Origin of the sequence: Roseococcus sp. SDR (genome assembly GCF_019083995.1) — a bacterium.
Lineage (GTDB): Bacteria > Pseudomonadota > Alphaproteobacteria > Acetobacterales > Acetobacteraceae > Roseococcus.
On the sequence record NZ_JAHRCU010000013.1, the window covers coordinates 124,206 to 137,938 of the forward strand.

14 protein-coding genes are annotated in these 13,733 nt (G+C 68.2%); 3 read left to right on the forward strand and 11 right to left on the reverse strand.

The genetic code is table 11. The features are described from left to right. Positions 1-71: 71 nt before the first annotated feature. The 6 genes from KTR66_RS15655 to KTR66_RS15680 form a co-directional block, all read right to left on the reverse strand. Entirely contained in the window at positions 72-1,049 is a 978-nt protein-coding gene (locus tag KTR66_RS15655) for a tripartite tricarboxylate transporter substrate binding protein (protein ID WP_213614042.1), read from the reverse strand. A 31-nt stretch (positions 1,050-1,080) separates the two neighbouring features. Continuing rightward, the gene (locus tag KTR66_RS15660) at positions 1,081-2,577 is read right to left on the reverse strand and encodes a tripartite tricarboxylate transporter permease (RefSeq protein WP_213614044.1); all 1,497 of its coding nucleotides are present in this window, start codon (positions 2,575-2,577) and stop codon (positions 1,081-1,083) included. A 1-nt stretch (position 2,578) separates the two neighbouring features. After that, positions 2,579-3,049, reverse strand: a complete 471-nt coding sequence (locus KTR66_RS15665; protein WP_213614046.1) for a tripartite tricarboxylate transporter TctB family protein — start codon at positions 3,047-3,049, stop codon at positions 2,579-2,581. Positions 3,050-3,122: 73 nt separating this feature from the next. Beyond that, positions 3,123-3,962, reverse strand: a complete 840-nt coding sequence (locus KTR66_RS15670) for a nitroreductase family protein (RefSeq protein ID WP_213614048.1) — start codon at positions 3,960-3,962, stop codon at positions 3,123-3,125. A gap of 72 nt (positions 3,963-4,034) precedes the next feature. Continuing rightward, positions 4,035-5,141 (reverse strand): trypsin-like peptidase domain-containing protein, encoded by a 1,107-nt coding sequence (locus KTR66_RS15675; RefSeq protein ID WP_213614050.1) that lies wholly within the window; start codon positions 5,139-5,141, stop codon positions 4,035-4,037. A gap of 131 nt (positions 5,142-5,272) precedes the next feature. Beyond that, the gene (locus KTR66_RS15680; protein ID WP_213614052.1) at positions 5,273-5,992 is read right to left on the reverse strand and encodes a DUF1028 domain-containing protein; all 720 of its coding nucleotides are present in this window, start codon (positions 5,990-5,992) and stop codon (positions 5,273-5,275) included. A 113-nt stretch (positions 5,993-6,105) separates the two neighbouring features. Between KTR66_RS15680 and KTR66_RS15685 the strand changes: the two genes are divergently transcribed. The 3 genes from KTR66_RS15685 to KTR66_RS15695 are packed head-to-tail and all read left to right on the forward strand — an operon-like array spanning position 6,106 to position 8,743. Next, entirely contained in the window at positions 6,106-7,083 is a 978-nt protein-coding gene (locus tag KTR66_RS15685; RefSeq protein WP_249732172.1) for a tripartite tricarboxylate transporter substrate binding protein, read from the forward strand. 32 nt (positions 7,084-7,115) lie between these two features. Beyond that, positions 7,116-7,856: an NUDIX domain-containing protein gene (locus tag KTR66_RS15690; protein WP_213614054.1), complete on the forward strand. Its 741-nt coding sequence runs from the start codon at positions 7,116-7,118 to the stop codon at positions 7,854-7,856. 11 nt (positions 7,857-7,867) lie between these two features. After that, the gene (locus tag KTR66_RS15695; RefSeq protein ID WP_213614056.1) at positions 7,868-8,743 is read left to right on the forward strand and encodes a pirin family protein; all 876 of its coding nucleotides are present in this window, start codon (positions 7,868-7,870) and stop codon (positions 8,741-8,743) included. A 10-nt stretch (positions 8,744-8,753) separates the two neighbouring features. Here KTR66_RS15695 and mazG read toward each other — a convergent pair whose 3' ends face one another. From mazG to KTR66_RS15720, 5 genes are all read right to left on the reverse strand, one after another. Beyond that, positions 8,754-9,560, reverse strand: coding sequence for a nucleoside triphosphate pyrophosphohydrolase (gene mazG / locus KTR66_RS15700; RefSeq protein ID WP_213614058.1), 807 nt, complete (start codon positions 9,558-9,560; stop codon positions 8,754-8,756). Between the two features lie 86 nt (positions 9,561-9,646). After that, on the reverse strand, positions 9,647-10,324 hold the full coding sequence (locus tag KTR66_RS15705; protein ID WP_371819142.1) for an MBL fold metallo-hydrolase: 678 nt from the start codon (positions 10,322-10,324) through the stop codon (positions 9,647-9,649). 122 nt (positions 10,325-10,446) lie between these two features. Next, the gene (locus KTR66_RS15710; protein WP_213614060.1) at positions 10,447-11,217 is read right to left on the reverse strand and encodes a TatD family hydrolase; all 771 of its coding nucleotides are present in this window, start codon (positions 11,215-11,217) and stop codon (positions 10,447-10,449) included. A 7-nt stretch (positions 11,218-11,224) separates the two neighbouring features. Continuing rightward, positions 11,225-12,751, reverse strand: coding sequence for a methionine--tRNA ligase (gene metG / locus KTR66_RS15715; protein ID WP_213614062.1), 1,527 nt, complete (start codon positions 12,749-12,751; stop codon positions 11,225-11,227). Positions 12,752-12,771: 20 nt separating this feature from the next. Beyond that, positions 12,772-13,731: a DNA polymerase III subunit delta' gene (locus KTR66_RS15720; RefSeq protein WP_371819143.1), complete on the reverse strand. Its 960-nt coding sequence runs from the start codon at positions 13,729-13,731 to the stop codon at positions 12,772-12,774. Positions 13,732-13,733: the final 2 nt, after the last annotated feature.

Sequence of the window (13,733 nt, forward strand, 5' to 3'; positions counted from 1 at the left end):
CCAAAGGCCCCCGGCCTTTGGTGGGGAGAGTTTGAGAGGGGCAAAGCCCCTCTCAAGGTCGCGCCCGAGCGTCAGCTGCGTGCCAGGCCGGCCGCTTTCATCGCGTCGCCGAGGGAGGCGTCGGCGGCGGCGAGGTGGCGGGCGAAGCCGTCGGCATCGGCGTAGCTCATGCCGAAGCCGCGGTTGTTCATGAATTCGCTGTATTCGGCCGAGCGGAAGACGCGGCCCAGGGCGGCGTTCATGGTGGTGCGGGCTTCGGCCGGGATGTTGAGCGGGCCTGCGATGCCGCGCCAGGCGCCGGTCGCGTAGTCGATGTTCATCGCCTCCTTCAGCGTCGGGATGTTCGGGAAGGCGCCGAGGCGTTCGTTGGACATGACGGCGAGCGCGCGGGCGCGGTTCGCGTCCAGCATGGCGCGGGCTTCGACGACGGAGTTGGTGGTGAAGTCGAGGCCGCCGGCGGCCAGGTCCTGCATGGCCGGCGCCGCGCCGTTGGAGGGCACCCAGCGGACGTGGTTGGCGGGCAGGCGCATGGCCATGAGCCAGCCGGCAAGCGCGAGGTGCCAGATGCCGCCCTGGCCGGTGCCGCTGGATTTCAGCTGGCCCGGGCGGCTCGTGCGGATGGCCTCGGCGAGTTGACCGACGTCGCGGTAGGGTGCGTTGACATTGACCTGGATCCCCGGCGGGTCGTTGTTCATGAGCGCGAGCGGCGTGTAGTTGCGGAAGGTGAGTTCGGTCAGGCCCTGCCAGTGCAGCATGCAGATTTCGGCCGTGATCATGCCGAGCGTGTAGCCATCGGGCGCGGCTTGCGCGATGGCGGCGTGGCCGACGACGCCCGAGCCGCCGGTGCGGTTGATCACGTTGAAGGGCTGGCCCAATTCCTTCTCCAGCAGGTTCGCGATGATGCGCACCACGGCATCGGTGCCGCCACCGGCCGCCCATGGGCAGAGGAGTTGCACCGGGCGCACCGGCCAGCGCGGCTGGGCGAGCGCGGGGGCGGCGATCAGGGCCGGCGTGGCGCCGAGGATGAGGCGGCGTGAGGTGATGATCATGTCGTGTCTCCCTAGATGTTGCTGTGTTGGTTCAGGCAGGCGAACGGCGCCGTGACAGGCGCATCCAGATCCAGGCAAGGAGCGGCCAGAGCAGCGCGCTGAAGGTCAGCGCCGCGAGAAAGGAGGAGACGGGCCGCTCGAAGAAGGGCAGCACATCGCCGTCGGACTTGATGAGGCTGGTGACGAAGTTCTGTTCCAGCATGCTGCCCATGACGATGCCGAGCACGAGGGCGGCGACCGGATAGCCGTTCTTCTCCATGACGAAGCCGAGCACGCCGAAGAGCGCCACCAGCAGCACGGCGAAGAGGTTGTTGCCGGTGGCGAAGGAGCCCACGGCGCAAAGCAGCAGGATCACCGGCATCACGGCCGAGCGCGGCGCGCGCAGCACGGTGGAGGCGGCACGGATCATCATGATGCCAAGCGGGATCATGATGATGTTGGCCAGGATGAAGATGATGTAGAGCGCGTACATGGACGAGGCCCGCTCGGTGAAGAGCGTGGGCCCAGGGTTGAGCCCCTTCATGTAGAGCACACCGATGGCGATGGCGGTGATGGTGTCGCCGGGGATGCCGAAGAGCAGGGAAGGGACCCAGCCCGAGGCGAGCGAGGCGTTGTTGGAGGCACCGGCCTCCACCAGGCCTTCCGGGTGGCCGGTGCCGAATTTCTCCGGCTCCTTCGAGAATTTCTTCGCCATCGCATAGCTGACCCAGGCCGCCATGTCGGCGCCCGCTCCGGGCAGCACGCCGATGATGATGCCCACGAAGTTCCCCCGCCACATCTGGAACTGGTATTTCTTCGTCAGGAACCATTGATTGGCGAGGATGGAGCCGAAACGCCGTCGTGGCAGCTTGGGCGGCTCGGCCTCGGCCATGGCGCGCATCACCTCGCTGACGGCGAAGACGCCGACCAGGGCAGGGATGGGCTCGATGCCGCCCAGCAGGTCCGGGATGCCGAAGGTAAAGCGCGGCGTGCCGGCCGGGTTCTCCATCCCGATGCAGGCGATGAGCAGTCCAAGCAGCATGGAGGCGATGGCCTTGATGGGCGAGGAGCGCGCGACGAGCGTGGCGCACATCAGCCCGAGCAGGGCGAGCCAGAAATACTCATAGGTCGAGAAGGAGAGGGCGATCTCGGCCAGCGCCGGCGCCAGCAGCATGAGCGAGATGGTGCCGACGATCCCGCCGATGGCGCTGAACCAGAGGCCGGCGCCGAGCGCCAGTTCCGCCTGGCCCTTGCGGGTCAGCGCATAGGCCTCGTCCGTGTAGGCGGCGGAGGCCGGCGTACCGGGGATGCGCAGCAAGGCACCCGGAATGTCGCCCGAGAAGATCGCCATGGCGGAGGCCGTGATGATCGTGGCGATGGCCGCGATGGGCGAGAGCCAGAAGGTGACGGGCACCAGCAGCGCGGTCGCCATTGTCGCGGACAGCCCGGGCAACGAGCCCACCACCAGGCCATAGACGGCCGAGGCCAGGATGGCGATGAGCACATCGGTCGCGAGGACGAGGCGCAGGCCTTCGAGGAAGGGCTCCATGCTACCAGGGCGCCGGGATCAGGCCCTGGGGCAGCGGCACCCGGAGCAGCTTGGCAAAGGCGAGATGCACGAGGATGGGCCCGCCGATCGCCACCGGGATGGCGATGGAAAGGCGCGAGCCAAGGGCGAGGCCCGCCACCAGCACCATGATGAAGGCCGTCAACAGGAAGCCCAGCGTCTCGGAGGCATAGGCGTAGAAGAGCAGCAGCGCCGGCGGGATGATCACGCCGACGGCGCCCAGGCGCGGCTTTGGTGCCGAGGAGGGCTCGGCCGGTTCGGGCGCCTCGAAGCTCTGGCCGACGCCGAGCGCGATGAGCGCGCCGCAGCAGATGAGCCCGAAGCCGATCAGCATGGGAAAGGCGGCGGGCCCGATATCCTGTCCGGGCACGGCCGGCAGGCGCGAGCCGAACCAGGCCGCGGCCGCACCCAAGGCCACCAGCACGCCGCCGGTGATCCGGTCGGTTACTTGCACGCGTCACTCCCTCAGTCTTTTCAGGGAGTGTCGCGGCCCGCGCCTGCCTTGGCGAGTGAAATTCTGGGCAGGTTCAGCGCAGCGGGAAGCCCAGTGCGCGCAGCACGTCCGAGAGCTTGTCGCGCCCGCCCATGGCGGTGAGCTTGCCCATGCGGGCGATGACGCGTTGGCTCCAGCTTGTGGCGGCCATCTCATTGCGCTTCGAGAACTCGGCCATCTTCGCGTCATAGGCGGCGCGCAGCGCGGGCTCGCCCGAGGCATCGTAGCGGTCATGGAAGAGGATGGCGGGCTGCGCGAGGCGCGGCTTCACCTCATTGGTCACGCCCGGCGCCGCATAGCCGACGCAAAGGCCAAAGACGCCCATCACGCCGGCCGGGAGGCCGAGGAGCTCGGCCACCAGCGCCGGATCATTGCGCAGCGCGCCGATATACACGGTGGAGAGACCGAGCGACTCGGCGGCCACCACGGCGTTCTGCGCGGCCAGCGCCGCATCGATGGCGGCGACCAGGAAGGTCTCGAGATAGGGCAGGGTGGGCAGGTCCACGCCCTCCTGCACGCCCAGGCGCGCATTGCGCGAGACATCGGCGCACCAGACGAGGAAGAGCGGGCATTGCTCGATATGCTTCTGGTTGCCGGCCGCCTTGGCCATGGCCGCCCGCGCCGCCGGGTCATGCACCGCGACGACCGACCAGGTCTGCAGGTTGGAGCTGGTGGCGGCCGATTGCGCGGCGGCGATCAGCGTCTCGAGCGTGCCCTCCGGCAGCGCATCCGGCCGGTAGCCGCGCACCGAGCGGTGCGAGAGCAGCAGCGCGATATGGTCGTTCCACGGGCCAGCGGCAGGGATCGCGTCAGCGCCATAGCGCAGAGCAAGGGCATCGGCCTGGGGCAGGGGGCCAGGGGTCACGGCATCCATCAGTGGACATCTCTTCGGCTGTGTCGCGGCCGGACTGTCTCAGACCGCCCGGCACGCGGCAAGCCGGGCCAGCTACCAGGCGAGGTCGGTGTAGTAGGCGATGCCCTCGTATTTGAAGACGGGATTGGACGCGATGATGGTGTCCCGCTCATTCTCCGAGTTGGTGTAGAGGTGCACGCCCGTCTTCGTGTTGAAGAACCGGTAGATCTCGTCCCGCCCGGCGCCGCCGCTGCCATAGGCGTAGAAGGCGGTGTTCTCCAGCGCCCATTCGCGCCGCGCGTCGAGGCCCAGCATCTCGCTCCGGCTCGCCGTGTAGAAATGCCGCCCCGTGTCGAAGTTGTAGAGGCGATAGACGGGGATGCCGGTGCTTGCCGTCGCCAGCGTCCCGAAGGCCAGCCCCTCATAGGCATAGCCCGATGAGCCTCCGGCCACGTCACGCGCCTCGATCATGCTGGCGGTGAAGAAATGGGCGCCGGTGTTCGCATTGTAGAAACGGAACACGTCCTGCCCGCGGGTCAGTTCCCCGTCATTGATGCTGATGGAGGGGATGAGCCAGTTCCAGTGGGCGGTCAGCGCGGCGGCGGCGATCGCGGTCGAGACGACGCCGACGATGCTGTAGTTGCCGACATAGATCGGGCCGCCCGAATTGCCGCCGTTGATCTCCAGGTCGGAGCGGATGTTGAACACGTTGTCCACCGCGTCCTTCGTGGCGGTCCCAGCGTCGAACATCATCCGGTTGCCATAGACCGAAGGGTGGCCGATCACGCCGACCGAGCCGCCCTGGCTGTTCGGGTCCATCCCGAACCAACCATTGCGGTCGCCGGGAGCGGTGCCGAGCGAGAGGAGTGCCACATCCAGTTCCGCACCCGCGAGCGAGCCGGCCCGGCCGTCCCCGCTGGAGATGCGGGTATCGCGATTGGGATCGAAATCCCGGTACCACTGGACCCAGACCGGGTTGATCCAGGCGGGCGTGCCCTCATTGGGATCGTAAGAAAATGCGATTTCGATGCGGTCGGCGAGGCGGCCGAACGTCGCGCTGTAGACCACATGGGCGGCGGTGAGGACATCGTTGCGGCCGACCAGCGCGCCCGAGCCCACGAAGCTCTGCGACCCCCAGGTGGCGCGGATATAGGCGATGGCCGTGCCCGGATAGGCGTCATCATCGATCTGGTTGGTCATGATGAACCTCCAACGGCCGGGGCCCGCACGGGCGGCCGGTCTCGGACGAAACCGTACCGGCCCGGCTTCGCCCCATGCAATGGCGGCTTGCGCCCATTGCCGTCAGTTCATCCCGCCAGGCGGGACCGAGCCTAGCGGCGGAACTTCAGATCCAGGCCCTGCTTGCGCCAGTTCGCCTCGATGGCGTCCATGTTCGTGCTGCCCGAGGGGTGCGCACGGCTCGGCTGGTTGCGCAGCCCCGGGGCTCGCGTCAGGCGCCACAGCTTCAGCAGGCGCTCAAGCTCATCCAACGGGTTCGCATGGTCATCCACCCGCAGGTCGATATCCGGGAAATCCTCCGAGGTGATGAGCTTCAGCGCCGCCGATTGCCGTCCCCGCTTGTCACCCCCCGCGACCTCGCCTGCCTGGAGCGCCTGGAGCATGCGCTCGGGCAAGGCCAGTTCCTGCCGCGCGAGGAAGCTTGCCAGCGTGTCCGCGATGACGGCCTCGCCGGAGAGCATGTTGCCCGCGATGGACCACCCGGTGCCCGAACGCGCACCAGCCCATTCCACGCAGTTCTGCCCCGTCCAGGCGGCGCTCCGGCCATGGCTGTCGATCGCGTGGATCTGGCGGAGGTTCTTGCCCTCATCGCCCACCAGCGCGCCCTCGATCGCGGCCGCAGGCGAAAGGCCGCGGGCCATGGCATCGAGTACGGCCGGGCCGAGATAGCGATTGGTGATGGACTGCGTCGAAACGGCGCCCACGCCCGCGCGCACGAAGGGGCAGGAGGCGCCGACGGCAAGCGCGCAGGTGGTGACGGCCACCGCAAAGCTGCCGGTTTCGGGCTCGTGCGCGAGCAATGACCAGGTCACAGCGAAATCCTCATATCGGCTCAGAGCATGCTTGCATGCAGAGAGTGGTCAGGGCAAAGCCCCGGTCAAGAAGGCCCGGGACGTTTCCATGGGCCAAGCGGGAGAATACGTCCATGTACCCCACCCCTCGCCGGAACATTCTTGCGGCCGCCGGGACGCTGCTCGCGGCACCTGCGCTGGCGCAGAGCCCATGGCCTGACCGGCCGATCCGCCTGATCGTGCCCTTCGGCGCAGGCGGCGCAGTGGACACGCTGAGCCGCACCGTGGCCGCGCGTTTCGGCGAGCACACGGGCGGGCAGACGCTGGTGGTGGAGAATCGGCCTGGGGCCGGCGGCACCATCGCGGGTGCCTTCGTGGCGCAGCAACGGCCGGACGGGCTGACGCTCATGATGTCCGATGTCGGCGCCAACGCGATCGGCCGCCTGCTCTATCCGAGCCTGCCCTATGACCCGATGACGGCCTTCACCCCCATCGTGCATCTCGTCAACCTGCCCGGCGTGCTCATGGCGCATCCCTCGGTCACGGCGACGACGGCGGCGGAAGTGATCGCCGCCGCGCGCGCCCGTCCGGACGGCTTCACCTTCTCTTCTGCCGGCAATGGCAATGGCAGCCACCTTTTCATGGAGCTCTTCCTGAAGCGGGCAGGCCTCAAGATGGTGCACGTGCCCTATCGCAGCGGCGCCGAGATGGTGACGGCGCTGATCCGCGGCGATGCGCAATTCGGCTTCCCCACCGTCTCCTCCGGGCTGAACATGATCCGGGAAGGCAGGGCGAAGGCCATCGCCATCTCGGTGCCTGGCGGCACGCCGGCACTGCCCGGCATTCCGGCGCTGGCCGATACGCTGCCCGGCTACAACACGGCCGTCTGGCACGGGATCGTGGCGCCGGCGGGGATGGAGCCCGGCCTCGTCGCCCGCATCAACGAGGTCTTCACCCGGATCATCACGATGGACGAGGTGCGCGAGCAGGTCTTCCGCGCCCAGGCCGGCACGGTGGTGCCCGGCACGCCGGAACAGTTCGCGACCTTCATCCGCCGCGAATATGAGACCTGGCTGCCCATCATCCGCGAGGGCAACATCCGGGCGGAGTAGCCGGGGCGCCCTGGCTGGGCTTCACTGGCGCGATGAGCACACCCGTCCAGCCGCGCCCGGCCGCCACCATCCTCCTGCTGCGCGACGGCAGAGAGGGCCTCGAAGTCCTCATGGTCGCCCGCGCGCGGGAGGTGGATTTCGCCTCCGGCGCTCTGGTCTTCCCTGGCGGGCGCGTCGAGACGACGGATGCGGCGTTGGCCCCGGCCGATGATCCGCTCGGCGCCTTTCGCGTTGCCGCCATTCGCGAGGCCTGGGAGGAGTCGGGCATCCTGCTCGCGCATCCACCCGGGCCCGAGGTGCCGGCCGAGGGCGAATTTCTGGCGCACCTGCATGCCCGGGGCCTGAGGCCGAACCATGCGGCGCTGACGCCCTTCGCGCATTGGATCACGCCGGCGCACAGCCCGAAGCGGTTCGACACGCATTTCTTCCTGGCCCATGCCCCGGAGGGCCAGGAGGCGATCCATGACGGGAGGGAAGCGGTGGAGGCCGTCTGGATCCGGCCCGGGCACGCCCTGGCCGAGGCCGAGGCCGGACGGCGGACGCTCGTCTTCGCGACCCGGCTGAACCTGGAGCGTCTGGCGCGCCACCAGGCGGCGGAGGAAGCCATCGCCACCGCGCGCGCCACGCCCATCGTGACCGTGATGCCCGAACCGCTGCCCGATGGCGCGGGCGGGACCCTGCTGCGGATTCCGGAGGCCGCGGGCTATGGCGGCAGCCTCTTCGCGGCCAAGGGCCCCCCCGCATCGGGCGGACGGTGGCCCGGCCAGAGATAGGGATTTGCCCGATGATCGAGAGCGTGATCCTCCCGCGCGCGCATGACGTGGGCGGGTTCGAGGTTCGGCGTGCCCTGCCGACACGCGAGCGGCAGATGATCGGGCCCTTCATCTTCTTCGACCAGATGGGCCCCGGCGAGTTCCTGACCGGGCAGGGCCTCGATGTGCGGCCGCACCCGCATATCGGCCTCTCCACCGTGACCTATCTCTTCGAGGGCGAGATCCTGCACCGGGACAGCCTGGGGTCCAAGCAGCCGATCCAACCCGGCGCGCTCAACTGGATGACGGCGGGGCAGGGGATCGCCCATTCGGAGCGGACCGCGCCCGGCTTGCGCGCGCATCGCAACCGCCTCTTCGGCATCCAGTCCTGGGCTGCGCTGCCCGCTTCGCTGGAGGAGACGGCGCCCGCCTTCGCCCATCACCCAGCCGAGGCGCTGCCCGTGATCGAAGACCAGGGCGCCCGGCTCCGTCTGGTGGCCGGCGAGGGCTGGGGGCAGCGAGCCCCGGTCGAGACGCATTGGCCGCTCTTCTACGCCGATCTGGAACTTGCGCCCGGCGCCGACTGCCCCTTGCCTGACCATCACGAGGAGCGTGGTGCCTATGTGGTGCAGGGCGCCGTTTCGGTGGCGGGCCAGGTCTTCGACGCCGGCCGGATGCTGGTGTTCCGCGCGGGGGACCGGATCTCGATCCGGGGCGAAGGGCAGGGGGCGCGCCTCCTTCTGCTGGGCGGCGCCGTGATGGACGGCCCGCGGCACATCTTCTGGAACTTCGTCTCCTCGCGCCGGGAGCGGATCGAGCAGGCCAAGGCGGATTGGGCGGCCGGGCGCTTCGCCAAGGTCCCGGGCGACGATAAGGACTTCATACCTCTCCCTGTGAAGAGAGGTTAAAATCCTAGGACTATAGGCCGCTCCGCTTGGCCAGAATCCATTCCTGTTCCATTTCATCCAGGGTGGCATCGGCCGGGCTGCGGCCTTGGGAGGCCAGCGCGGCCTCGACCGCGCCGAAGCGCCGTTCGAACTTGGCATTGGCCTGGCCAATGCAGCTTTCGGGGTCGAGATCCAGCTTCCGGGCCAGGTTGGCGAGCACGAAGAGCAGGTCTCCCACCTCATCGGCCAGGCGGCCGGGCACGGCGCTCGGCAGTTCGGCGCGAAGCTCCGCCACTTCCTCGTCGAGCTTGTCCAGGACCGCGTAAGCATCCGGCCAGTCGAAACCCACACGGGCGGCGCGGCGGGTCAGCTTCGCGGCGCGCGTCAGTCCGGGCAGGGCAGCCGCCACTCCGGCAAGGACGCCGGTTTCGGCCCTTGAGGCGCGCTCGGCCAGCTTCTGAACCTCCCAGGCCTCGGTTTGGGCCTCGGCGGTGGCGATCTCGGCGCTCCCGAAGACGTGCGGATGGCGGCGGATCATCTTGGCGGTGACGCCGGCGGCCACATCCTCGAACCGGAACCAGCCGCGCTCCTGCGCCATCTGCGCGTGATAGACGACCTGGAGCAGCAGATCGCCCAGTTCATCCTGAAGCGCCGCCGGGTCCGGCCCGCGCTGGATCACATCCGCCACCTCATGCGCTTCTTCCACCGTGTAGGGCGCGATGGAGGCGAAATCCTGCACGATGTCCCATGGGCAGCCGCTTACCGGATCGCGCAGCCGCGCCATCACATCGAGCAGGGCCTGCATGGCGGGGCCAGAGGCGGGACGGGGGTCGGTCATGGGCGGCTCCGGTTATGCACAGGTCGATTTGTCGCATAATCTTTATTATGGAAAGAAAAGCCCTGGGGAAAAGCCTGTGGATGGGCTCATCCGGGCACGTCGAGGGTCAGGCCGTCGAAGCCGAGCTCGACCCCCTTCGGTAGCCGGGCCGAGATTCGGGCGTAATCCATCCGGTCCCCCAGATGCGTCAGCACCGTGCGTCGTGGGCGGATCTCGTCGCGCCAGGCCAGCACCTGATCGAGTCCGGCATGCACCGGATTCTGGTCGCCGGGCTGCATGCAGCTCACCACCCAGGTATCGAGGCCGTGCAGCTTCGCGAGGCTCTCGGCCGGCATGCGGATCACGTCAGTCGTGTAGGCGAAGCGCCCGATCCTGAGCCCAAGGCTTCGCGTGGCGCCGTGATCCATGTCGAGCAATTCGCAAGCGATTCCACCCAGCGCCACCGGTCCGCCCGGGGCTACAACCTGCCCGTCGAGCACGGGCCGATAGAAGAAGCCGGTCGGCGCCAGGAAGGCATAGGCGAAGCGTGCCTTCAGCTCGGCGAGCGTCGTCGCGCTGGCATGGAGTGGCAGGACGGCGCCCATGGAGCGATTGATGGCCCGCATTTCGTCCAGGCCAGCGATGTGGTCGGCATGGGCATGGGTGACCAGCAGCGCATCCAGGCGCGTGACGCGTGCGCCCAGCAACTGGGTCCTGACATCGGGCCCCGCATCCACCAGCAAGGCTCGGCCATCGGCGGACTGCACCAGCGCTGAGGTCCGCATGCGCCGATTGCGGGGCTCGGTGGGATCGCATTCTCCCCATTGGCCAGCCCCGTCGGGGCCTCCCACGGCCGGTACCCCTTGCGAGGGCCCTGTGCCGAGCAGCGTGACCCTCAGCCCCTGGCTCATGTGGCCTTGGGATAGAGGCGATGGAAATTCTCGCTGGTGATCCGCCCGATCTCCTCGACGCTCACGCCGCGACATTCGGCCAGGACCTTAGCGGTATGCGCGGTGAAGCCGGGCTCGCAACGTTTTCCGCGGAGCGGCACGGGCGCGAGGTAGGGCGAATCCGTCTCGAGCAGCAGACGATCGAGCGGCAGCCGCGCGGCGACCTCGCGCAGTTCGGCGGATTTCGGGAAGGTCAGGATGCCGGAGAAGGAGATGTAACCACCCATCTCCACCGCTGAATCAGCAAGTTGCGGTGTTGAGCTAAAGCAGTGCAGGAGGAAGGGAAAGGCGCCCCCTGCCCGCTCCTCGGCCAGGATCCGCGTGATGTCGTCATCCGCCTCGCGCGCATGGATGGCAAGCGGCAGACGGGACTCCCGCGCGGCGCGGCAATGGCGACGAAATCCCTCCTGCTGAACCTCCCGCGGCGACTTGTCGTAGAAATAGTCCAGCCCGCTTTCGCCCAGGCCGATGATGCGAGGGTGATCCGCCAAGGCGACGAGCTCCTCGACACTCGGCATCACGCCCTCGGCCGCGCGGTGCGGATGAACGCCGACCGTGCCCCAGACCTGCGGGAAGCGCTCCACCAAGGCCCGCACAGCCGCCGCCTGGGGCACAGAGGTGCCGATCGTGACCATGCGCGTCACGCCGGCCGCAGCCGCTCGCGCCAGGATCTCCTCGATCTCGGTCTCGGCGAAGTAGTCCAGGTGGCAGTGTGAATCGATGATCATCAGAATGTTAACCGACGCTCTCAACCTTGCGGAACAAGGGAGATGGAGGCGGCAGCATATGCCCCTCTGGCAGCGGAAGGGCCAAGGCGGCGAGGCTGCGCGCGTCTGGCGGCACGCCCAACTGGTCGAGCAGCGCCGCCATGCTGCCCGGCATGAAAGGCTGCAGCACGGTCGCATAGGCGCGCAACGCCGTGTGCAGGTGGCGCAGGACCACGGCCATCCGTACGGGGTCGGTCTTCTTCAGGGCCCAGGGCGCCTGGACGGTGATGTAGCCATTGGCGCCGCGCACCTGGGCGAAGATCTCCTCCAGCGCCAGGTGGTATTGCTGGCTTTCCAGCAGCTTGCCGACCGTCTCGGGCAGACTCGTCAGCGGGTCAAGCAGCGCGCCATCCGCCTCTGCCGGCGCCGCGGGCGCGGGCAGCTTACCCTCGCAATTGCGCTGGATGAGGGAGAGCGTGCGGTTGGCCAGGTTGCCAAGCACATCCGCCAATTCGCCATTCAACCGGTTCACCAGGGCGCCGCGTGCGAAATCGCCATCCTGGCCGAAGGGCACTTCGCGGAGCAGGAAGTAGCGCACGGGATCGAGCCCGAACTCCTCCACCAGGGCGAGAGGATCAATCACATTCCCCAGGGATTTGCTGATCTTCTGCCCCTCATTGGTCCACCAGCCATGGGCGAAGACGCGCTTCGGCGGCGGCAGGTCGGCCGCCATGAGGAAGGCCGGCCAATAGATGGCGTGGAAGCGAAGGATATCCTTGCCGACGAAATGAACATCGGCCGGCCAGAACTTCCAGAGTGCAGCGTTTTCATCGGGATACCCCATGGCCGTGATGTAATTTGTGAGGGCATCCAGCCACACATACATCACATGCGCCTCATCTCCCGGCACCGGCACGCCCCAGCGGAAGGAGGTTCGCGAGATGGAGAGGTCCGAGAGGCCGGACTTGATGAAGCTGATCACCTCATTGCGGCGGCTGGAAGGCGCGATGAAATCCGGATTGATCTCGTAGTATTCCAGCAACTTGTCAGCCCAAGCTGAGAGACGGAAGAAGTAGGAAGGCTCCCTCACCCACTCCACCGGCGCGCCCGAGGGGGCGTATTTCACGCCATCCCGCTCGGTCAGCTCGTCGGGGCCGTAAAAGGCTTCGTCGCGTACCGCGTACCAGCCCTCATAGGCGCCGAGATAGATTTGCCCACGTTCGGCCAGCCGCTTCCACAGCGCCTGGCAGGCCTCGTAATGGCGCTTCTCCGTCGTGCGGATGAAGCCGTCATTGGAAAAGCCCATGGTGTGCGTCAGGTCGCGAAAGGCCTGGCTCACACGGTCGGTGAAGGCCTGGGGGGCCTCGCCGGCATCCTGCGCGGCCTTTTCCACCTTCTGCCCGTGCTCATCCGTGCCGGTCAGGAAATAGACCTCCCGCCCCGCCAGCCGGTGCCAGCGGGCCAGCACATCGGTCGCCAGGCTCGTATAGGCATGGCCGATATGCGGCTTGTCATTCACATAATAGATGGGAGTGGTCAGGTAGATCGGGCTCATGCCTGACCTATGAAGCGCCTCTAGCGCCCCCGCAAGGTGTCCATCGCGACGAGAACCGCCTGGCGCCGGTCCAGCGAGAGGCGCTCCGTCTCCTGGACGAGCTTGCCAACGGCCTCAGCCGCTTCGACCCACTCGGTCAGCGGGCGCGGGTTGAGCCAGGGCGCAGGCGCCTCGCCCCGCGCGGCCGCCCGCACCGCCTGAGAAAGGCCACGCAGCAGCAGGTTGAAGAAGGCCGGGAAGGCCAGGGCCGCCTCGCGTCCCGCGATGCGGTCCGCCAGCGCATGGGCGGCCAGGCCGCGCGGAAGATCCCGAAGCGTGGCGTCGGCGAGGCGGGCGAGCTCCACCCCCTCCCCTTGCGCCAATTCCAGCGCCCGGCCGGGCGAACCCTCCGCCAGGCGGATCAGTTCCATCCGGTCCATCCGCGACAGGTCCGGCAGCCAGCCCGAGAGCAGCCGCTCCATTGCCGCGTCGTCCAGGCCGAACAGGTCGAGCCGCCGGCACCGGCTGCGGATGGTGGGCAAAAGCCGGCCGGGCGAGGCGGTGATCAGCAGCAGGACAGTGCGCGGTGGCGGCTCCTCCAGCGTTTTCAGGATGGTGTTGGCAGAGGCCGCCTCCATCGCCTCCACCTCGTCCATGACGACCACGCGCCATCCGCCTTCGGCCGCGGTGAAGTTCAGGAAGGCCCGGGCCTCCCGCGCCTCCTCCACCTTGATGATGCGCCGCTTGCCGGGCTCCGCCTGCGGCTCCAACACCATGAGGTCCGGATGACTGCCGGCCGCAACGCGGCGGAACACCGGGTCCGTCTCGGGAACATGCAGGGCTTCGGTAGCGGGCGGTTGGCCGGCCAGCAGCCAGCGCGCGAAGCGATAGGCGAGCGTGGCCTTGCCAATGCCAGGCGGGCCGCAGAAGAGCCAGGCGTGATGCAGCCGGCCGGACTGCGCCGCCGCGGCAAGGCCGGCTGCAGCCTGCTCGTGTCCCACAA